This window comes from Paraburkholderia fungorum, assembly GCF_046027605.1.
In the GTDB taxonomy this organism is placed as follows: domain Bacteria; phylum Pseudomonadota; class Gammaproteobacteria; order Burkholderiales; family Burkholderiaceae; genus Paraburkholderia; species Paraburkholderia fungorum_F.
The window spans coordinates 314,875-334,746 of sequence record NZ_JAQQEF010000003.1 but is presented as its reverse complement, the minus strand read 5'-3'; the positions used below and the strand labels follow the sequence as shown (position 1 = coordinate 334,746).

Sequence of the window (19,872 nt, the reverse complement as noted above, 5' to 3'; positions counted from 1 at the left end):
ACGCGATGGCGACACAGGATGGCGAGAACCCCGACGCGCTTCAGCCCGCCGCGTGCTCGACGATCAACTGTACCCTCGACACACCGTTCCACGTGTCGCTCGCCAGCCGGTACGCAACGGTAGTGCGCGCGGGCAGCGTGTCGGTGTGGTTGAACCAGATCGCGTTGAAGCGCTGGCGGCCGCGCACGAGTTGCAGCTTCAGGTGTTTGTCCTTCACCAGCGCCTGCGACGCGATGTCGAACTCGCCGGAAAACACCGGTGCCGGGAAGCCCTGACCCCATACGGCGGCGTCGAGCATTTCGACGAACTGCGGCGTGAAATAGGCGTCTTCCAGTTCGCCGTCGGTTTCGACCGTGCGCGACAGCGCCTCTTCGGAGAGCCATTCGCGGCCCACCGCCTCGAACGCTGCGGTAAAGCGCGGCACATCGGCGGCGGCCATCGTCAGGCCCGCGGCCATCGCGTGGCCGCCGAATTTGACGATCAGGCCCGCTTCGCGCTTCGAGATCAGGTCGAGCGCGTCGCGCAGATGAAAGCCCGGGATCGACCGGCCCGAGCCTTTGACGAGCCGGCCGCTGTCGTCCGCGAGCGCGAACGTGAACGACGGCCGGTGGAATTTCTCCTTCAGCCGTCCGGCGACGATGCCGATCACACCCTGATGCCAGCCGGGATTGAATAGCGTGATGGTGGTCGCCCCGTCGGGGTTGATCGCCGACAGGTCCTCGAGCGCCTGCTGCTGCATGCCGGCTTCGATTTCGCGGCGCTCACGGTTCATCGTGTCGAGCTGCTGCGCGAGATCCCATGCGCGGCCGATGTCGTCGGTGGTCAGACATTCAATCCCGAGCGACATGTCCGACAGGCGGCCGGCCGCGTTCAGACGCGGGCCGAGCGCGAAACCGAGATCGAAGCCCGACGCGCTGCGAGCGTCGCGCGCGGCGGCACGAAAGAGGGCGGCGATGCCCGCCTGCATCTTGCCCTTGCGAATCCGCTGCAAGCCTTGCGCGACCAGCACGCGATTATTGCCGTCGAGCTTGACCACGTCAGCCACGGTGCCGAGCGCGACCAGATCGAGCAGGCCGTCCAGACGCGGTTCGGGGAAAGCGTCGTTGAAGGCGCCGCGGCGGCGCAATTCCGCGCGCAACGCCAGCAGCACATAAAACATCACGCCGACACCCGCGATGCATTTGCTCGGGAACGTGCAGCCCGGCTGGTTCGGATTGACGATGGCGCGGGCAGCGGGCAGTTCGTCGCCGGGCAAGTGGTGATCGGTGACCAGCACGTCGATGCCGAGCGCATTGGCCGCCTCCACGCCGTCGACGCTGGCGATGCCGTTATCCACCGTGATCAGCAGCTCCGGCTTGCCCGAAGCACTGCGCGCGGCCAGCGCGACGATCTCGGGCGTGAGGCCATAGCCGTACTCGAAGCGGTTCGGCACCAGATACTCGATCTGCCCGCCGAACATGCGCAGCCCGCGCACCGCGACCGCGCATGCAGTCGCGCCGTCGCAGTCGTAGTCGGCCACCACCAGCATGCGGCGTTTGCCCTGGATCGCGTCGGCGAGCAACCCGGCGGCGTCTTCGCAACCCTTGAGCCCGGCGGGCGGCACGAGCCGCGCGAGACCGGTTTCGATTTCATCGGGCATGCATACGCCGCGTGCCGCGTACAGACGCGCGAGCACCGGATGCAGGCCGTGGCGGGTGAGGATTTCGGCGTCGACGGGGGAAGCTGCGCGCGTAACGATTCGAGTCATTCGGAAAGGCCGTGGATCATTCGATAAATCATTCGATGAAGAGCGACGCGAGCACGCGCCGTCGCCAGAATTTGCGCAGGTCGCCGCGCGTGACGGTGAGCGTCACCGAACCGGTGTCGCCGCACAGCGTCAGGCCGAGTTCGCCGAGCTGGCCGGATTGCAGCGCTTCCAGCGCCGGTTCGAACCAGTCGGTTTGCAACCCGGCGAAGGCGTCGTTCCAGCGCGCCCAGTCCTGCTCGATGTAGGGCTGGGAGAACGGGTCGAGTTCGACCAGCGTGGCGCCGTTGGGGTTGGCATTTGCATTTGTGTTGGCGCTTGCGTTGACCGCGGACGCGCCGTCCGGAGTGCTGGCCGAGGCGTTCCTCGATGTATTGCCCGAGGCGTTATTCGAAGCGTTATCCGAGGCGCCGCCAGCGGCAGTAGCGGCCCGCAGTGCCGCAAACGACGCCGGCGGCGCAGCCGCAGCGACGCCCGCAGTCAGAGCGAGGCCGCGCGTCGCCGCCGCGTCGGAGTACACCTGTGCGAACGGGCTCTTGACCGGCTGTATCGCGCCCTGGGCATGAAACCAGATCGAATTGACGGCCGGCAGGCCACGCGCCTCGCGTGCTTCATTGACCGGATGCTCGAACCACGCCATCTGCACTTCGTTCTGGAGCTTCATCCACGCGCGTGAACGCTCGCCGGAATGCGCCTCGTGCGGCAGCCATATTTCGATGTTGCGGCCGCTCGCGCGCAACGGCGACGCGCCAGCCAGCGTGCCGAAGCCATCCCCTGACAAATACCAGCGCGCCGGCTGCGGCGCTTCGATGCGCACGCCGAGGTCCTCGATCAACGGCCGGGCGACCCCCAGCAGCACACTGGCTTCTTCATCGGAAAGTTCGAGCGAGGCCGGATCGATCAACACCAGATGGTCGTGCGCGATGCGCACATGGACCGGTTGCACGCAGGCCCACGTGGCGTTGCCCGGGTCGCCGCCGTCGGCACGCAGCATGTAGGGCGCAAGCGGTGCTTCGTCGGCGGCTGCCGCGCCGCTCGGCAACGCGCCGAACTGGCGCGCCACCCAGCGCTCGTGCGGCAGCGTGCGCTGAAAATCCTCGCCGACTACCCGTTCGACCAGCGTCGCGCGAGCGATCAGCCGGTCGAGAGCCGGACTCTGGATATCGTGCAGGGCGGTGGAGGCGTCCGCTGCGGCGGGCAGCGCGAAGGGCAGGAGAAGATGAAGACGGTTGGCGTGCATGATGCTGCGCATTGTAGGGCAAAGAGTGCGAGTATTCAGACCATATCGGCGGATTCGGGCGGCGCACCGAGCCCCCGCCGATGGCAGCAGCCGCGCGCGGCGGCACCGCGCCCATGACGAGGGAGACCGACATGCCGCGTGAACTGAAAACCGAGCAGGAACTGCTTGGCCTGGTGGTCAAGGCGCTCGACGCCAATCCGGCCACGGCCGGCTGGATCCCGACCGGATTCCACGAAACCGTCGAGGACGAGCAAGGCTGCAACTGGGATATCACCCACCTGCATCGCGACCGTAAAGACGCCGAGGTGCGCGACGTCGCGAACAGCGAGGCGGCCGGGATCATCAACGATCTGCGCCGCCACTACAACCTGCGTTAGCGGGCGCGTCCGCTCAGTGTGGCCGATGGTGGGGCGGTTTGCGCCGCCGGTCGGATTTCAGAGCCGGCAGCAGGCGGTTGTGCTTGCCGTGAGCTCTGCACGCAAGACCTTTGCGCGGGGGCGCGGCATTGTATGGCAAACTTCGCGCTTGATTGACCGCGGCAGCAGCAGTGGCGGCGGGGAGCTTCGGTGGCGCGGGGTTTGCTACTGCGCCGTAAGCCACCCCGAGGGCAGCGGAACGTCATACCGGAACCATCCGGGTCGCCGCGACACCAATGATCACGACGCTTAGGCCGCATGACCGGCGCGACGGTTGCATCTGCCGCCGTCGTGCGTGGTTCGTGGGCAGTAAACGGCTAGGGCCAAGGCCAGAAGCAGGCCCAAGAGCAGACGAAGAACGCAGAAAAGGATTCGCTTGAAATTTCCCTACGAATGGCAGATTGGCTGGCGCTACACCCGCGCCGGCAAACGCACGACCGGTAACGGCTTCATTTCCTTCATCGCGCTGGTCTCGATGTCGGGCATCGCGCTCGGCGTCGCGGCGCTGATCGTCGTGTTGTCCGTGATGAACGGTTTCCAGAAAGAGGTGCGCGACCGGATGCTGTCGGTGCTGGCGCACGTCGAAATCTTTTCGCCGACCGGTTCGATGCCCGACTGGCAATTGACCGCCAAACAAGCCCGCCTGAACAAGGAAGTGATCGGCGCGGCGCCGTATGTCGATGCGCAGGCGCTGCTCACGCGCCAGGACGCCGTGAGCGGCGTGGCGCTGCGCGGCGTCGAACCGACGCTCGAGCCGGAAGTGTCCGACATCGGTAAGGAAATGAAGGCCGGCAAGCTGACCGACCTCGTGCCGGGCGACTTCGGTATCGTGCTGGGCGCGGACCTGGCCACCAATCTCGGCGTGGGGGTCAATGACAAGATCACGCTGGTCGCGCCCGAAGGCACCATCACGCCCGCCGGCATGCTGCCGCGGCTGAAGCAGTTCACGGTGGTGGGCGTCTTCGAGTCGGGGCATTACGAATACGACAGCACGCTCGCGTTGATCAACATCAAGGACGCAGAGGCGCTGTTCCGGCTACCCGCGCCGACCGGCGTGCGGCTGCGCCTGACCGATATGCAGCGGGCGCCGGAGGTCGCGCATCAGCTGGCGCGCAGCTTGTCCGGCGATTTGTATATTCGCGACTGGACCCAGCAGAACAAGACCTGGTTCTCGGCGGTGCAGATCGAAAAACGCATGATGTTCATCATCCTCACGCTGATCATCGCGGTGGCGGCGTTCAATCTGGTGTCGTCGCTGGTGATGACGGTGACCAACAAGCAGGCTGACATCGCGATTCTGCGCACGCTCGGCGCGCAGCCTGGTTCGATCATGAAAATTTTCGTGGTGCAGGGCGTGACGATCGGCTTTATCGGCACGGCGACCGGCGTCGCGCTGGGTTGCCTGATCGCGTGGAGCATTCCGTGGCTCGTGCCGATGATCGAGCATCTGCTCGGCGTGCAGTTCCTGCCGCCGTCCGTGTATTTCATCAGCGAACTGCCGTCTGAACTGGTTCCCGCCGACGTGGTGCGGATCGGCATCATTGCGTTCCTGATGTCGGCGCTGGCGACCCTCTATCCGAGCTGGCGTGGTGCGAAAGTCCGTCCTGCGGAGGCACTGCGCTATGAATGACCGTTCCACTAGCCTGTCCATGGCCTCTCAAGATTCCGCGCTGCATCCCTATGTGCTGGAAGCAACCGGCATTTCGAAGTCGTTCGTGCAGGGCGGCCTCAACGTGCAGGTACTCAACAACGCGGAACTGAACGTGCGGCGCGGCGAAAAGCTGGCGATCGTCGGCGCGTCGGGATCCGGCAAGAGCACGCTGCTGCATGTGCTCGGCGGCCTCGACGATCCGAGCGCCGGCCATGTATCGGTGATGGGCAAGCCCTTCACCAAGCTCTCCGAGCGCGAACGTAACGACCTGCGCAATCGCGCACTCGGTTTCGTGTACCAGTTCCACCATCTGCTGCCGGAATTTACGGCGCTCGACAACGTCGCAATGCCGCTGCGGATTCGCCGCATGACGACCGAGGCCGCGCGGCGCGAAGCGCTCGCGGTGCTCGAGCGCGTCGGCATGGGGCATCGCGCGAAGCATCGTCCGGGTGAACTGTCCGGCGGCGAGCGCCAGCGTGTGGCAATCGCGCGGGCGCTGGTGACGAAGCCCGCCTGCGTACTCGCCGACGAACCCACCGGCAACCTGGACGGCGGCACCGCCGACACGGTCTTCAACCTGATGCTCGAACTGTCGCAAACGCTCGACACCAGCTTCGTGATCGTCACGCACGACCCGGAACTGGCCGGACGTTGCGACCGGATCATGCGGTTGCGCGACGGCGTATTGCACGAAGAGCCGTCCGTGCCGGTTTAATAACCGCGCGGCACGTGAGCGATGCTCCGCCGCTAACGAGGCACGCCATGTGGATCGATACGCACTGCCATCTCGACGCGTCGGAGTTCAACGCCGACCGCGATGAAGTCGCCCATGCGGCGCGTCAGGCGGGCGTGGGGCGTATCGTGATTCCCGCGATCGGCCGGCAGAACTTCACGACGGTGCGCGAACTCGCGCACCGCGTCGATGGCGGCGCGTATGCGTTGGGCATCCATCCGCTCTTCACGCCGGGTGCTGAGGAGCGCGATCTCGACCTGCTGCGCATGGAAATCGAGGCGAGTCTCGACGATCCGCTGTTCGTGGGCATCGGCGAGATCGGCCTCGATTATTTCGTCGAAGGTCTCGACGATACGCGCCAGCAGTTCTTCTACAACGGCCAACTTCAACTGGCGCGCGAATTCGATCTGCCGGTGATTTGCCACGTGCGCAAATCGCAGGATCAGGTGATCAAAGGGCTGCGGCGGCATCAGATCCATCGTGGCATCGCGCATGCGTTCAACGGTAGTTTTCAGCAGGCCCAGGCGTATATCGACCAGGGCATGCATCTCGGTTTCGGTGGCAATCTGACCTTCGAGCGGGCGCGGCAAATCCGCCGTCTTGCTGAGCAATTGCCGTTCGACGCGCTGGTCGTCGAGACTGACGCGCCGGACATCGCTCCTTCCTGGATATACAAGCAGCGCAACTCGCCGGAGCAGATTCCGGGCATCGGCGCGGGTCTTGCGCAACTGCGCGGCATGAGCGCCGACGAAGCCGCCCTAGGCACAACGGCTAACGCGCTCGCCGCGCTGCCGCGGCTCGCACTTTCCTCTGCATAATTGATCGCGATGGTCTGAGTGGTTCGCGCCGGGCGGAACACGCGCCCGGCGGGCTTGCTGACGCCTGCTCGCTGTGCGTTGCGTTGCCCGGCGACGGCGAGGCGCAAAGGTGGAGGGCGGATGCGAGCGTGGTGGTGCGGGTTTGCGTTGGGTGTGATCTGGCTGCAACGGCAGGCGGCGTTGCCGGATGGGCGTGGATGGTTTGGGCTGGTGCTGTTCGGGTGCGCGGCGATGCTTGTCGCGGTATGGGGGACGCGCCGCAGTGACGTGTGGCACGTCCTGTTTAGCGCACGCGCGCGTTCATGCATCGGTTGGGGTGCGCTGTGGATGGCCGCCGCATGCGTAGGCTTCGGCTATGCCGCCTGGCGTGCTGAAACGCGCCTCGCAGTGAGCTTGCCGAATGCATGGGAAGGGCGCGATCTCGACGTCGTGGGCAGTATCAAGGGGCTGCCGTCGCGCGACGACAAGGGCGCGCGTTTTCTCTTCGAAGTCGAGTCGGTCGAGCCACCAATCGCCGCTTTTCCACGCGTGATCCAGTTGTCCTGGATCGCCGAAGATGCGCCCGCGCCATTGCTGGAGCCTGGCGCGCGCTGGCGTCTGACGGTGCGGCTCAAACGCCCGCATGGCAATGCGAACTTCGGCGTGCGCGATGCCGAAGCGAGTTTGCTCGCGCGCAATGTACGCGCTACCGGCTATGTCAGCACGCCGGCTCACGCGTTGCTTCTGCCGGGTCACGCGCGTGGCGTGAGCGTGACAGTCGATCGCTGGCGCGCCGCGCTGCGCGCGCGCATCGACACGGTGCTCGCCGATGCACCGCATCGTGGGATCGTGGTGGCGCTCGCCATCGGCGCGCAGGACGAAGTCAGCGCGGCCGACTGGCTGTTGATGCGCGGCACGGGCACAAGTCATCTGGTGGCGATTTCGGGCTTGCATATTGGCTTTGTCGCGGGCCTTGCGGCGTGGCTGGCCGGCGCCGTGTGGCGGCGCTCGGGGTTCGTTGGCCGCAACTGGCCGTTGCTGTTGCCCGCGCAGGTCGTCGCGGTCACGGGCGGCGCGTTGTTCGCGGGGCTGCATGCGGCCTTGGCCGGTTTCAACGTGCCGGCGCAGCGCGCTCTGTGGATGGCGAGTGTGGTGGCGCTCGCGTTTATCAGCGGGCGCAATGTCGCGCGGTCGGTGGTACTGGCGTGGGCGTTGGGGTTGGTGTTGCTGGTCGATCCGTGGGCGGTCGTGTCGGCGGGATTCTGGCTGTCGTTCTGCGCGGTGGCGGCGATTCTGTTTGCCATGTCGGGGCAGCCCCGCATACAGGATCACGAGCAGCGTCGCGATGAAGAGGATGAGCGCGGCGTGATGCCGACAAGGCGCTCGCGCCTGTGGTCTGGCATGTGCCGCCGGGTTCGCGCTGTCGGTGAACGTCTGCGCAGTGCCGCGCATGTGCAGTTCGCGGTCACCGTGGCGCTGGCGCCGCTCACTGTCTACTGGTTCGCGCAGATTCCGTTGATCGGTCCGCTCGCGAATGCTTTCGCGATTCCGTGGGTGAGCCTGCTGGTGACGCCGGCGGTATTGGCCGGCGTCGCCTTGCCCGCGCCATTCGATGCCTACGCCTTACGCGCCGCGCACACCTTGCTCGACCTGCTGGCCGCGGGTTTGCAGATGCTGTCCGGTCCAGCGTGGGCGCTCTGGCGGCTGCCGCAACCGGACGCGTGGACGCTCGCCGCGGCGGCGGTGGGCGTCCTCTGGTGTCTGGCGCCGCGTGGCTGGCCGTTGCGCTGGGCCGCACCGCTCACGTGGTTGCCGCTGCTGCTGCCGGCGCCGCCCGGGCCGCCGCATGGCAGCTTCCGTCTCACGGCGCTGGATATCGGTCAAGGCACCTCGGTACTGGTCGAAACGGCGCATCACGCGTTGCTATTCGACGCCGGACCGGGACCTGAGTCGACCCATGCCGGCGAACGGGTTGTCGTGCCTTTTTTGCAGGCGCACGGCGTCACGGCGCTCGATACGCTGATCATCAGCCACGCCGATTCCGACCACTCGGGCGGCGCGCCGGCGGTGCTCGACGCGATCGAGGTGCGTCAAATGGTGGCGGCATTGGCGCCGGCGAATCCGCTGTGGTCGAACGCAAGGCAACGCGGCGCGGACACGCTGCCCTGTGCGGCAGGGCAGCGCTGGCAATGGGATGGGGTCGAGTTCGCGATGCTCTGGCCGGACCCTGGCCCGCTGCAAGGCAAGCCGAATGCGCATTGCTGCGTGTTGCGGGTGAGTACGTTGCCGGCTGCGTCGAATTTGCCTGCCATGGCCGCCATGCTGGCGGCGGACATTGAAGCTCCGGTTGAACGGGTGCTGCTCGCGCGCGCTCGCGACGCGTTGCGCGCTCAGGTGCTGGTCGTGCCGCACCATGGCAGCAAGACTTCGTCGACCGAGCCGTTCCTCGACTCTATCGACCCGCTCATCGCGCTATTTCAGGTAGGCTATCGCAACCGTTTTCATCATCCGAATGCGGGTGTGTTCGAGCGCTACAAGGCACGGCACATCGAACTCGCGCGCAGCGATGCGGACGGCGCGGTGCGGGTCGACATCGGCACGGGTTTCAGCCCGGGTTCGAGCCCAGCTCTGAGCCCCGGTCTGAGCCCCAATAGCGGGCCCGAGGGAAGGCCGGCAATCGGCGCGGGATCTAACACGCAAAGCGGCCCGAGCCCGAGCGCTGCCGCACTGACGCTCGAGCGCTATCGCGACACGCAGCGCCGCTACTGGATGGATCGCTGATGGATTACTACCAGCCGCACAGTTAGAACAAACGCGCCGCCGGGCTCGGAGCCCACACGAAATGCCCGGATCCGAGCCCGCGTGCCAAAACAGAACGGAGATAGCCGCAGTTGAAAAACATCATCCACTTCTCGCATGCGAACGGTTTTCCGGCGTCGACCTACCGGACGATCTTCGCCGAGCTTGCCGACGATTACGAGCTGCGCTCCATCGAGCGCATCGGCCACGACGCGCGTTATCCGGTCACGCAGGATTGGCCGCATCTGGTCGAGCAGTTGCTCGACGACATCGGCCGGTCGTATGAGCAGCCCGTGTGGCTGGTGGGCCATTCGCTCGGCGGCTATCTGTCGCTGATGGCCGCGCTGAAAAAACCCCAGTGGGTGAGAGGCGTGGTGATGCTCGATTCGCCTGTGATTGCCGGTTGGCGCAGCAGCATGCTGCGCGTGTCGCAATGGACCGGACTCGACGAGCGGCTTTCGCCCGCGGCCGCCACCCGCACTCGCCGCACGCAATGGGCGAGCCGCGACGAGGCGTGGCGGCACTTTCATTCGAAGCCGGCGTTCGCGCGCTGGGACGAGCGGATGCTGTCCGATTACATCGACTTCGGCATCCCGCAGAGTTCGCCCGACGGCGGCCGCTCGCTCGCTTTCGACCGGCGCACCGAGTATCAGATCTATAAGACCTTGCCGCATACGCTGGGGCCCCGCCTCGTGCGCGGCGCCCCGGTGCCGGTGGGATTCATCGCCGGCACGCGTTCAAAGGAAGTGCGTCAGGCGGGTCTGGACGCCACCCGCCGCGCGACGGGCGGTCATGTGGAATGGATCGAAGGCAGTCATCTGTATCCGATGGAAAAGCCGCTCGAAACCGCGCGCGCGGTGCAGCGGATGTTGCGCGAACTGGAGCGGGAGGCTTAAGGCCCTGCAGCTGCGCGGCGCGCGAGCTTGCCGGTGCGGCAGCCTGCTCATAAGAGGCGCGACGGCGGTCATGACGACGGCGCGGCCCGCACATGCGCGGTTGGCCACCGGCGCGAAAGCGCGAGTGCACCCATACGGCAGCCGGCTCGCAAGAGGCGCCACCGCGGGCGTGATGGCATCGCGCCCCGCTCTTGCGATCGACCGCTGCTGCAAAAAAAGGTGCATGATCGGCGTACGGCGAGTGCCATCGCCGTGGCACACTTCCGCACAGATGTCGCTCGGATTTTGCTGGGTTGAGACCCTGCTTTACGGTATAATCCGTTTTTCCCGCGAGCATCCAGCGATGACCAAATATGTTTTCGTCACCGGCGGCGTAGTATCTTCCCTCGGCAAGGGTATTGCCGCCGCTTCCCTCGCCGCGATCCTCGAATCGCGCGGTCTTAAAGTCACCCTCCTCAAGCTCGATCCCTACATCAACGTCGACCCCGGCACGATGAGCCCGTTTCAACACGGCGAAGTGTTCGTGACGGAAGACGGAGCGGAGACTGACCTCGACCTTGGCCACTATGAGCGCTTCATCAGCACGAAGATGCGCAAGGCCAACAACTTCACCACAGGCCAGATTTACGAATCGGTGATCCGCAAGGAACGCCGTGGCGATTATCTCGGCAAGACGGTGCAGGTCATCCCGCACATCACCAACGAAATCCAGGCGTTCATCGAACGCGGCGCGGCTTCCGCGACGTGCGGTGAGCCTGACGTCGCGATCGTCGAAGTGGGCGGCACCGTGGGCGACATCGAATCGCTGCCGTTCCTCGAGGCCGCGCGTCAGATGAGCCTGCGCATGGGCCGCAACAGCGCGTGCTTCGTGCACCTCACGCTGGTACCCTGGGTCGCCACGGCCGGCGAACTGAAAACCAAACCTACGCAACACAGCGTGCAGAAGCTGCGCGAAATCGGTATCTCGCCGCACGTGCTACTGTGCCGCGCCGACCGCCGCATTCCGGACGACGAGCGCGCGAAGATTTCGATGTTCTCGAACGTGCCGGAAGACGCGGTGATTTCCGTGTGGGACGCCGACAGCATCTACAAGATTCCGCAGATGCTGCACGACCAGGGTCTGGACGCGATCATCTGCGAAGAGCTCAAGCTCACGCCGCAACCGGCCGATCTGTCGATGTGGTCGAATCTCGTCGAAAAACTCGAGCATCCGAAGCACGAAGTCACGATCGGCATGGTCGGCAAGTATGTCGATCTGACCGAGTCGTACAAGTCGCTGATCGAAGCGCTGCGCCACGCGTCGATGCATACGTCGACCAAGGTCAACATCGAGTACATCGATTCGGAAGAGGTCGAGACGCACGGCGTCGAGAGCCTCAAGCATCTGGATGCCGTGCTGGTGCCGGGCGGTTTCGGCCGTCGTGGCACCGAAGGCAAGATCGCCGCGATCCGCTATGCACGCGAAGCGAAGGTGCCGTATCTCGGCATCTGTCTCGGCATGCAACTGGCCGTGATCGAATTCGCGCGCGACGTGGTCGGCCTGAAGAATGCGAACAGCACGGAGTTCGATCAGGAAACCGAAAACCGCGTGGTCGCGCTGATCACCGAGTGGTACGACCGCGAAGGCAAAGTCGAGAAGCGCACCGAAGAGTCGGATCTGGGCGGCACGATGCGCCTCGGTTCGCAACGTTGCCCGATCAAGCCCGGCACGATGGCCGAAGAGATCTATGGCAAGGATGTGAACGAACGCCATCGCCACCGTTATGAAGTCAATAACCGCTTCGTGCCCCAACTCGAAGCCGGCGGCCTTATCATCAGCGCCCGTACCCCGAGTGAAGATCTGCCGGAAATGATGGAGTTGCCGCGCAGCATGCACCCGTGGTTCGTCGGCGTGCAGTTCCACCCGGAATTCACGTCCACACCGCGTGATGGGCATCCGCTGTTCAAGTCGTTCGTCGAAGCGGCGCTCGCGCATCAGCTGTCGGGCGTGGCGGCTGAAGTCGGGGAAAAAGCATGAAACTGGGCGATTTCGAAATCGGGCTCGACAAGCCGTTTTTCCTGATCGCGGGCACCTGTGTCGTCGAATCCGAACAGATGACGATCGACGTGGCGGGCCGGCTGAAGGAAATCTGCGCGAAGCTGAACATTCCATTCATCTACAAATCGTCGTACGACAAGGCCAATCGCAGCAGCGGCAAGTCGTTCCGCGGTCTGGGCATGGACGAAGGTTTGCGCATTCTGTCGGAAGTGAAGCGTCAGCTTGGTCTGCCGGTACTGACGGATGTGCACGCCGAGCACGAGATCGAACAGGTGGCGTCGGTGGTCGACGTGCTGCAAACGCCGGCTTTCCTGTGCCGTCAAACCGATTTCATTCATGCTTGCGCGCGTTCGGGCAAACCGGTCAACATCAAGAAAGGCCAGTTTCTCGCTCCGCACGATATGAAGAACGTGATCGACAAGGCGCGTGATGCGGCGCGTGAGGCGGGTCTCTCGGAAGATCGCTTCATGGCGTGTGAGCGCGGCGTGTCGTTCGGCTATAACAACCTCGTGTCTGACATGCGCTCGCTTGCGATCATGCGCGAAACCAACGCGCCGGTCGTGTTCGACGCCACGCACTCGGTGCAGTTGCCGGGCGGGCAGGGCACGAGTTCGGGCGGCCAGCGCGAATTCGTGCCGGTGCTGGCGCGTGCCGCGGTTGCTGTCGGTGTGTCGGGTCTCTTTATGGAAACCCATCCGAAGCCTTCGGAAGCCAAATCGGACGGCCCGAACGCGGTACCGTTGCATCGCATGGCCGACCTGCTTGAAACGCTTGTTACGCTCGATCAGGCCGTCAAGCGCGCGCCGTTCCTGGAAAGCGATTTCAACTGATTCTGGCGTTCGCGGCGTGTCGCGATTGGCCGGGCCTGGATTGGCTCGCATCATCGGCACGCGGCGAATGCACGCAATGGTCGTCGAAAGCATCGCCTGGTGCAGTGTCACGTAAAGAATTCAACGTCATTTCTTGAGGAAACCATGAGTGCTATCGTAGATATCATCGGTCGAGAGATTCTCGATTCGCGAGGCAACCCTACCGTCGAATGCGACGTGCTGCTCGAGTCGGGCACGATGGGCCGCGCTGCGGTCCCGTCGGGTGCGTCGACCGGCTCGCGTGAAGCGATCGAACTGCGCGACGGCGAAGCCGGCCGTTACGGCGGCAAGGGCGTGCTGAAGGCCGTCGAGCACATCAACACCGAAATCTCCGAAGCGATCATGGGCCTCGACGCTTCCGAGCAGGCCTTCCTCGACAAGACCTTGCTGGAACTCGACGGCACGGACAACAAGTCGCGCCTCGGCGCGAACGCGATGCTGGCCGTGTCGATGGCCGTCGCGAAGGCCGCTGCTGAAGAAGCCGGCCTGCCGCTGTACCGCTACTTCGGCGGCTCGGGCGCAATGCAACTGCCGGTGCCGATGATGAACATCGTCAACGGCGGCGCGCACGCGAACAACAGCCTGGACATCCAGGAATTCATGATCGTGCCGGTCAGCCAGCCGACCTTCCGCGAAGCACTGCGTTGCGGCGCCGAAGTGTTCCACGCGCTGAAGAAGATTCTGTCGGACCGTGGCATGAGCACGGCGGTGGGCGACGAAGGCGGCTTCGCGCCGAACTTCGGCAGCAACGACGAATGCCTGTCCACCATCCTGCAAGCTATCGAGAAAGCGGGCTACCGCGCCGGTGAAGACGTGCTGCTCGCGCTCGACTGCGCAGCCAGCGAGTTCTACCACGACGGCAAGTACCAGCTGGCGGGCGAAGGCCTGCAGCTGTCGTCGGCGGAATTTGCGGATTATCTCGCGAACCTGGCCGACAAGTTCCCGATCGTTTCGATCGAAGACGGCATGCACGAAAGCGACTGGGCAGGCTGGAAGATCCTCACCGACAAGCTCGGCAAGAAGATCCAGCTGGTGGGCGACGACCTGTTCGTTACCAACACGCGCATCCTGAAGGAAGGCATCGAGAAGGGCATCGCCAACTCGATCCTGATCAAGATCAACCAGATCGGTACGCTGACGGAAACCTTCGCGGCAATCGAAATGGCCAAGCGCGCCGGCTACACGGCTGTGATCTCGCACCGCTCGGGCGAAACCGAAGATTCGACGATTGCGGACATCGCCGTCGGCCTGAACGCCGGTCAGATCAAGACGGGTTCGCTGTCGCGTTCGGACCGCATCTCGAAGTACAACCAGTTGCTGCGTATCGAAGAAGACCTCGGTGATATCGCAAGCTATCCGGGCAAGTCGGCGTTCTACAATCTGCGCTAATGGCCTGTTCGATAGCGCCGACCGATGAGCCGGTTATCCTTCGTTTCTGATTGACCCCGCCGCCCTGCGTATAGCGCAGGGCGGCGTGTATTTATTGTGCTTACTTCATGCGGCTTGTCACTGCTGTCCTGATCGTTCTGCTGGCGCTGATCCAGTACCCGCTCTGGTGGGGGCACGGCGGCTGGTTGCGCGTGCACGAGTTGCAGCAGCAACTGGCGCAGCAACTGCAGAAGAATGCCGATTCGAAGCTGCGCAACGAGCGTATCGAGGGCGAAGTCCAGGATTTGCAGAACGGCACGGCCGCGGTGGAAGAGCGGGCGCGCTACGAAATGGGCATGGTGAAGGACGGTGAAGTATTCGTGCAGTTCGTCTCGCCGAACGCGCCGTTGCCGAACGCGAACACGCCTTCGGTGACCACCTCGACGCGTGGTGAAGTGTCGGCGGCGCCGCTGCATATGGTGCCGAATCCGGAATCGCGTGCGAAGCCGGATCGCAAGCATGGCGGCAAGGCGGCGAAAGACAAGAAGCCCGCGCACTGAGTTTGCTCAGGCGAGTTGCGTTCGCGGACGAATGCAGAATGCAAACGCCACCGCGGAAACGAACGCAAGCGCTGTTGAAACGAAAAAGGCACGGGTTTCACACCGTGCCTTTTTCTTTGGGCTTGCGATACCTGCACCTCTGCCTTGTTGCGGTATCGGTACGGGGCGTGCCCGCTTCGGCTCACCAGCCCCAGTACGGCGCGTAACCCACGCCCACACTCGTACCCCAGCCGTGCCCCCAACCACCGCCGTAATAGCTGCCGTACACGCTGACGGGCGGCGAGTAATAACGTGAGTACGCCTGGGCGGCGTTCTCGGCGGCAATGGCCTGATTCTGATCGGATAGCACCTGACGGTCGATCGCATCGTAGCGCGCGCGTTCTTCAGGTGTGAGCGGCTGGGCGGTACTGGTCATACCCGCCTGGTCGGCCGGTAGCCGGCTATAAATCGGCGATGGGCCCGGCGGATCCATCACGCAGCCCGTAACCACAGCGCTGCCTGCCAGGGCGGTCAGCACGGTGAACGTGCGCATGCAATGCTTCAGCGAAGTAGGGATGTCCATTTTTGATCTCCATTGGTCGGAGGCCTGAGCAAAACATGCGCAGCGCGCACCGCCAACGATCCACCGCAACGTTCAACGATAAAGCGCCGCCCGACTCCTGAAACAGGCATCGAGCGGCGCGTTATTTTACTGCCGTGACACGGGCGTAGCGAACGACCGTCTGAGCGCTTCAGTGCCGCTGGTCGGCAGCGGGTGTCACGCCTTGTGAGAGCGCATTCGCGACAAAAAGTTGCGCCACGTCTACCGGATCGAATTCGTACCGTTGATTACAGAACTCGCAATGAATCTCGACGTGACCGCGTTCTTCGATCACGCTGTCCACTTCCTCGCGGCCCAGCATCTTCAGCATGGCGCCGACTTTTTCGCGTGAGCAGCTGCATTCGAAGCGCGCGGTGGCGGGTTCGAAATGCTGCACGTTCTCCTGCCAGAAGAGGCGGCGGAAAATCGTTTCCGGTTCTTCCTTCAGCAACTCGTCTTGCGACATCGTGCTGCCAAGGGTGCAGACGCGTTCCCACGTGTCCGCATCCAGATCGCCCGGATGCGGGACGATACCGCCGTCGCCCGGCAGCTTTTGCAGCAGCATGCCGACCGCGCGCTCGGTGTTCGCCGCGAGCCACAGGCGCGTGTCGAGCTGCTCCGAATGATGCATGTAATGCTCGAGTACCTCCGCCATCGATTTGAGCGGACCGTCCACCCCCGACAGCGGCACGATGCTTTGATACGGTTGCTGGCCCGGCTGCTTGTCGCGCGGGTCGAGCGTGATGACGCAACGGCCATGGCCGCTCGCGTTGACCAGGTCGATCATCGAAGTGCTGTCGGCGATCGTATTGCCCTCCTCGCCGGAGAGCTTGGCGGTGGCGCGCATCGACAGATCGGAGCTGCACTGCACCACCAGCATCTTGGCCGGTCCATCGCCGAAAATCTGCATGACGAGCGTGCCGTCGAACTTGAGGTTCGCCGAAAGCAGCGCGCACGCGGCCATCATTTCGCCCAGAATCGTCCGCACGGGCGCCGGATAGTCCCGGCGTGTCAGTACTTCCTGCCACGTATTGCGCAGCGAAACGATCTCGCCGCGCACCGGCGCCGCGCTGAACATGAATTTTTGCAACTGGTCGCTCACAACTTTTCCTCGGTCGAATGGCGCAGCCTGATGCCGCGCCGTGCGCGCCGCGCGCTCCGGCTGATTAGCCGATGCGCACGAGCTGCGCCTTGAAATACTCGCGGCGCTCGGCATAGCTTGCCGCGCCGCGCTGCATATTGGCGATATCCGTCTCGGTCAGTTCGCGCACCACTTTGGCGGGTGCGCCGAGAATCAGCGAATTGTCGGGAAACACTTTGCCTTCAGTGACGATGGCGCCCGCTCCGACCAGACAGTTGCGGCCGATTACCGCACCATTCAAGACCACGGCCTGAATTCCGATCAGTGAGCCTTCCTTGATCGTGCAGCCGTGCAGCATGACCTGGTGGCCAATCGTCACGTTCGGCTCGATCGTCAGCGGGAAGCCCGGATCGGTGTGCAGTACCGCGTTTTCCTGAATGTTGCTGCCGGCGCCGAGGGTGATCGGCTCGTTGTCGCCGCGAAGCGTCGCGCCGAACCAGACGCTCGAATTTGCCTCGAGGGTCACATTGCCGATAATGCTCGCTGAATCCGCGACGAACACGCTTTCATGGATGGTCGGGGCTGCTTCGCCAAGCTTGTAAATTGTCACGTTCTCTCCTCTTGATCGGTCGCTGCGCGATGCGCGGGCTAGCTGGGGCTTCGAAAATCGGGTTGGCGGATGAGGCTGCCAGGCGGCGCTGCCCAGGCGGGTCAAAGCGGGCCCGAAGCGAGCTCGTGGCGGCGCTCCAAACGGGGCTTCCGGCGTAGCCTGGCAGTCGGGGCCGCGCTGTACCTGGAAAGGCTTCGACAAACCGGACTATCCCGCCGTCCCCGCGCAATAGCCGCGCGAGTGGGTCGAATCGAGTATTGTAAACGGTTGTGTGCTTAGGCCGCTTGCGCGGTGCCGCGAGCCATGTGGCGCCCAGCCCGCGCTAACACCGCACCTCCCGTCCCGCTTGTCACCGTGCCCTTTTGCCCACCGGCTTGCCATGAATTCTGCTGCTCCGTTTGCTTCGCCCGCCGCGCCGATTCCCAATCCTGAGAAGTCTCCGAGCAGCCCGAATGACGGCCATTGCGCCCGAACTGCAGCGCTGGCTGCGTTGCGCGAAATCGATCCGGCCACCAAGGGCGCCGCGGCGCGCGCGATATACGCCGCGATCCTGAACGGCAGCCTCGGATGCCCCGCCGACCTCGAATTCGCCGAGCCGGCAGACTTGCCGGGTCGTCCCGCGCGCCCCGAACTGGTCGATCCGCGCAAGCTGAAACGTCGCAGCATGCAGTCGCCCGAAGGGCGCGCCGTCCTGCTGCACGCGCTTGCGCATATCGAGTTCAATGCCATCAATCTCGCGCTCGACGCCGTCTGGCGTTTTGCCGGCATGCCTGCCGCGTTCTACACCGACTGGCTCAAAGTCGCTGCCGAAGAAGCGCATCACTTCTCACTGCTGGTCGCGCGGCTGGCGGAATTCGGCCATGTCTACGGCGACTTTCCCGCGCACGACGGCCTCTGGGACATGTGCGAGCGCACCCGTGCCGACGTGCTGGCGCGCATGGCGCTGGTGCCGCGCACCCTCGAGGCGCGTGGCCTCGACGCCTCGCCGCCGATCCGCGAGCGCCTGCAACAGGCGGGCGATCACGCGTCCGCGGCGATTCTCGACGTGATCCTGCGCGACGAAATCGGCCATGTGCTGATCGGTAACCGCTGGTTCCGCCATCTGTGCGAGGAGGGCGGCCTCGATCCGCACGCCACCTACACGTGCCTTGCCGACCAGTATCACGCACCGAAATTACGCGGTCCGTTCAATTTCGAAGCGCGCCGCGACGCGGGTTTCGACGAAACCGAACTCGCCGCGCTAGCCGCGTTGGCCGGCCTGGACGCGCCGCACCCGCCGGCCTCGAACGACTGAGGCTTTTCCCACAATCCGGCTCGTCCCCCCGGACCCGGACGACTGCGGCTTTTCCATAACCCGGCCCCAGCGTCACCCGGCCTCAGCGCTGAGCAACCCGTCCCGCCTGCCCCAAACGACCGGCTGAGGCTTTTTTCCACAATCCGGCCCCACGTATCACCCCAGCTATCTCGTTATAATCGAACGATCATTCTTTTTCTGGCTCGCCGCTCATGAATACTTCCCGGTCTGAATTCGTCGCCGTACGCGGCATCCATCTGCACGTGCGGCGCTGGGGCAACCCGGATGCGCCGATGCTGTTCATGCTGCACGGCTGGATGGACGTGGCGGCGTCGTTCCAGTTCGTCGTCGACGCCTTGGGTGGCGACTGGCAGGTGATTGCGCCGGATATGCGCGGCTTCGGCCTGTCGGACTGGCCGGTTGCCGAGCGCGGCGGCGGCAATTACTGGATTCAGGACTACCTTGCCGATCTCGACGCGCTGCTCGACCACTATGCGCCGACCGGCGAAGTCAATCTGGTGGGTCACAGCATGGGCGCGAACATCGTTTGCGTGTATGCGGGCGTGCGGCCGGAGCGGGTGCGGCGCGTGGTCGACCTGGAGGGCTTCGGCCTTGCGCCGTCGCACGCGGCGCAGGCGCCGAAGCGGCTGCGAAACTGGCTCGACGAGCTGCGCGACCCGCCGCGATTGAAGCACTACGCGTCGCTGGACGAGGTTGCGGGGCGCCTGATCAAGACCAACCCGCGCCTCGACCCGCAGCGCGCGCAGTTCCTCGCCCAGCACTGGTCCAAGCCGGACGGGGAAGGGCGCTTCATGCTGCTCGCCGATCCGGCGCACAAACTGCGCGGACCGACGCTGTACCGCCTTGACGAAGTCATGGCCGTGTGGCGCAAAGTCAGCGCCAAAGTGCTGCACGTGGAGGCGGCTAACTCGCCTACGCTCGCGCAGATCGCCGGCGAGATTCCGCTCGACGAATTCAAGGCGCGTTTCCAGGCTTTCCCGAACTGGCGCGAGAAAGTCATCGACGAAGCGGGCCACATGGTGCATCACGACCAGCCGGAGCAGGTGGCCGCGCTGATTGAGGGCTTCTGCGCGTAGACCTGAGCAAAAGCTCGGGTCGCCGGGCCGCCTTTGCGAGATAGCGCTGCGCCCGAATACTGCGTTGCAGTAAAATGAGTGCAGACCCTTCTCAAGACA

The 19,872-nt window shown here is 64.5% G+C and carries 17 protein-coding genes; 12 read left to right on the top strand and 5 right to left on the bottom strand.

What is annotated here, in order from left to right; all coding sequences use genetic code 11:
- Nucleotides 1–40: 40 nt before the first annotated feature.
- Nucleotides 41–1,747: a single-stranded-DNA-specific exonuclease RecJ gene (recJ, locus tag PQR53_RS07595; RefSeq protein WP_408452012.1), complete on the bottom strand. Its 1,707-nt coding sequence runs from the start codon at nt 1,745–1,747 to the stop codon at nt 41–43.
- A gap of 28 nt (nt 1,748–1,775) precedes the next feature.
- Nucleotides 1,776–2,996 (bottom strand): regulator, encoded by a 1,221-nt coding sequence (locus tag PQR53_RS07590; RefSeq protein WP_408452010.1) that lies wholly within the window; start codon nt 2,994–2,996, stop codon nt 1,776–1,778.
- Between the two features lie 68 nt (nt 2,997–3,064).
- On the opposite strand from PQR53_RS07590, the gene PQR53_RS07585 reads away from it, so the two are divergent.
- The 10 genes from PQR53_RS07585 to ftsB all read left to right on the top strand — a co-directional run bounded on the left by PQR53_RS07585 (nt 3,065) and on the right by ftsB (nt 15,111).
- Nucleotides 3,065–3,361 carry a hypothetical protein gene (locus PQR53_RS07585; protein WP_408452008.1) on the top strand — a complete coding sequence of 99 codons (297 nt, stop codon included), beginning with the start codon at nt 3,065–3,067 and terminating at the stop codon, nt 3,359–3,361.
- 415 nt (nt 3,362–3,776) lie between these two features.
- Complete coding sequence (locus PQR53_RS07580; RefSeq protein ID WP_408452006.1) at nt 3,777–5,030, top strand: lipoprotein-releasing ABC transporter permease subunit; 1,254 nt, start codon at nt 3,777–3,779, stop codon at nt 5,028–5,030.
- Nucleotides 5,023–5,766 (top strand): lipoprotein-releasing ABC transporter ATP-binding protein LolD, encoded by a 744-nt coding sequence (lolD, locus tag PQR53_RS07575; RefSeq protein ID WP_323043893.1) that lies wholly within the window; start codon nt 5,023–5,025, stop codon nt 5,764–5,766. Before PQR53_RS07580 ends, lolD begins: the two co-directional genes overlap by 8 nt.
- Nucleotides 5,767–5,813: 47 nt before the next feature.
- On the top strand, nt 5,814–6,602 hold the full coding sequence (locus PQR53_RS07570; protein ID WP_408452005.1) for a TatD family hydrolase: 789 nt from the start codon (nt 5,814–5,816) through the stop codon (nt 6,600–6,602).
- Between the two features lie 120 nt (nt 6,603–6,722).
- Nucleotides 6,723–9,362, top strand: a complete 2,640-nt coding sequence (locus PQR53_RS07565) for a DNA internalization-related competence protein ComEC/Rec2 (protein WP_408452003.1) — start codon at nt 6,723–6,725, stop codon at nt 9,360–9,362.
- A gap of 110 nt (nt 9,363–9,472) precedes the next feature.
- Entirely contained in the window at nt 9,473–10,276 is an 804-nt protein-coding gene (locus tag PQR53_RS07560) for an alpha/beta fold hydrolase (protein WP_408452001.1), read from the top strand.
- 343 nt (nt 10,277–10,619) lie between these two features.
- Entirely contained in the window at nt 10,620–12,293 is a 1,674-nt protein-coding gene (pyrG, locus tag PQR53_RS07555) for a CTP synthase (protein ID WP_408452000.1), read from the top strand.
- Nucleotides 12,290–13,144, top strand: coding sequence for a 3-deoxy-8-phosphooctulonate synthase (kdsA, locus tag PQR53_RS07550; RefSeq protein ID WP_179732838.1), 855 nt, complete (start codon nt 12,290–12,292; stop codon nt 13,142–13,144). Before pyrG ends, kdsA begins: the two co-directional genes overlap by 4 nt.
- A 144-nt stretch (nt 13,145–13,288) precedes the next feature.
- The gene (eno, locus tag PQR53_RS07545) at nt 13,289–14,572 is read left to right on the top strand and encodes a phosphopyruvate hydratase (protein WP_179732836.1); all 1,284 of its coding nucleotides are present in this window, start codon (nt 13,289–13,291) and stop codon (nt 14,570–14,572) included.
- A gap of 107 nt (nt 14,573–14,679) precedes the next feature.
- Nucleotides 14,680–15,111, top strand: a complete 432-nt coding sequence (gene ftsB, locus PQR53_RS07540; protein WP_179732834.1) for a cell division protein FtsB — start codon at nt 14,680–14,682, stop codon at nt 15,109–15,111.
- Between the two features lie 181 nt (nt 15,112–15,292).
- Here the strand turns inward: ftsB and PQR53_RS07535 are convergent, their stop codons facing one another.
- The 3 genes from PQR53_RS07535 to PQR53_RS07525 all read right to left on the bottom strand — a co-directional run bounded on the left by PQR53_RS07535 (nt 15,293) and on the right by PQR53_RS07525 (nt 17,382).
- The gene (locus tag PQR53_RS07535) at nt 15,293–15,673 is read right to left on the bottom strand and encodes a hypothetical protein (protein WP_408451997.1); all 381 of its coding nucleotides are present in this window, start codon (nt 15,671–15,673) and stop codon (nt 15,293–15,295) included.
- 169 nt (nt 15,674–15,842) lie between these two features.
- On the bottom strand, nt 15,843–16,793 hold the full coding sequence (gene hslO / locus PQR53_RS07530) for an Hsp33 family molecular chaperone HslO (protein WP_408451995.1): 951 nt from the start codon (nt 16,791–16,793) through the stop codon (nt 15,843–15,845).
- Between the two features lie 64 nt (nt 16,794–16,857).
- Nucleotides 16,858–17,382 (bottom strand): gamma carbonic anhydrase family protein, encoded by a 525-nt coding sequence (locus PQR53_RS07525; RefSeq protein WP_408451993.1) that lies wholly within the window; start codon nt 17,380–17,382, stop codon nt 16,858–16,860.
- A 379-nt stretch (nt 17,383–17,761) separates the two neighbouring features.
- Between PQR53_RS07525 and PQR53_RS07520 the strand changes: the two genes are divergently transcribed.
- Together PQR53_RS07520 and PQR53_RS07515 are read left to right on the top strand one after the other, a co-directional pair.
- Nucleotides 17,762–18,676: a ferritin-like domain-containing protein gene (locus PQR53_RS07520; protein WP_408451991.1), complete on the top strand. Its 915-nt coding sequence runs from the start codon at nt 17,762–17,764 to the stop codon at nt 18,674–18,676.
- 212 nt (nt 18,677–18,888) lie between these two features.
- Entirely contained in the window at nt 18,889–19,773 is an 885-nt protein-coding gene (locus PQR53_RS07515; RefSeq protein WP_408451989.1) for an alpha/beta fold hydrolase, read from the top strand.
- Nucleotides 19,774–19,872 lie beyond the last annotated feature (99 nt).

Coding starts and splice junctions, on each gene's coding strand:
- recJ (WP_408452012.1), bottom strand. CDS start 1,747: ATGACTCGAATCGTTACGCGCGCAGCTTCCCCCGTCGACGCCGAAATC.
- lolD (WP_323043893.1), top strand. CDS start 5,023: ATGAATGACCGTTCCACTAGCCTGTCCATGGCCTCTCAAGATTCCGCG.
- PQR53_RS07515 (WP_408451989.1), top strand. CDS start 18,889: ATGAATACTTCCCGGTCTGAATTCGTCGCCGTACGCGGCATCCATCTG.
- PQR53_RS07590 (WP_408452010.1), bottom strand. CDS start 2,996: ATGCGCAGCATCATGCACGCCAACCGTCTTCATCTTCTCCTGCCCTTC.
- PQR53_RS07570 (WP_408452005.1), top strand. CDS start 5,814: ATGTGGATCGATACGCACTGCCATCTCGACGCGTCGGAGTTCAACGCC.
- pyrG (WP_408452000.1), top strand. CDS start 10,620: ATGACCAAATATGTTTTCGTCACCGGCGGCGTAGTATCTTCCCTCGGC.
- eno (WP_179732836.1), top strand. CDS start 13,289: ATGAGTGCTATCGTAGATATCATCGGTCGAGAGATTCTCGATTCGCGA.
- PQR53_RS07585 (WP_408452008.1), top strand. CDS start 3,065: ATGGCAGCAGCCGCGCGCGGCGGCACCGCGCCCATGACGAGGGAGACC.
- PQR53_RS07565 (WP_408452003.1), top strand. CDS start 6,723: ATGCGAGCGTGGTGGTGCGGGTTTGCGTTGGGTGTGATCTGGCTGCAA.
- ftsB (WP_179732834.1), top strand. CDS start 14,680: ATGCGGCTTGTCACTGCTGTCCTGATCGTTCTGCTGGCGCTGATCCAG.
- PQR53_RS07535 (WP_408451997.1), bottom strand. CDS start 15,673: ATGGACATCCCTACTTCGCTGAAGCATTGCATGCGCACGTTCACCGTG.
- kdsA (WP_179732838.1), top strand. CDS start 12,290: ATGAAACTGGGCGATTTCGAAATCGGGCTCGACAAGCCGTTTTTCCTG.
- PQR53_RS07520 (WP_408451991.1), top strand. CDS start 17,762: ATGAATTCTGCTGCTCCGTTTGCTTCGCCCGCCGCGCCGATTCCCAAT.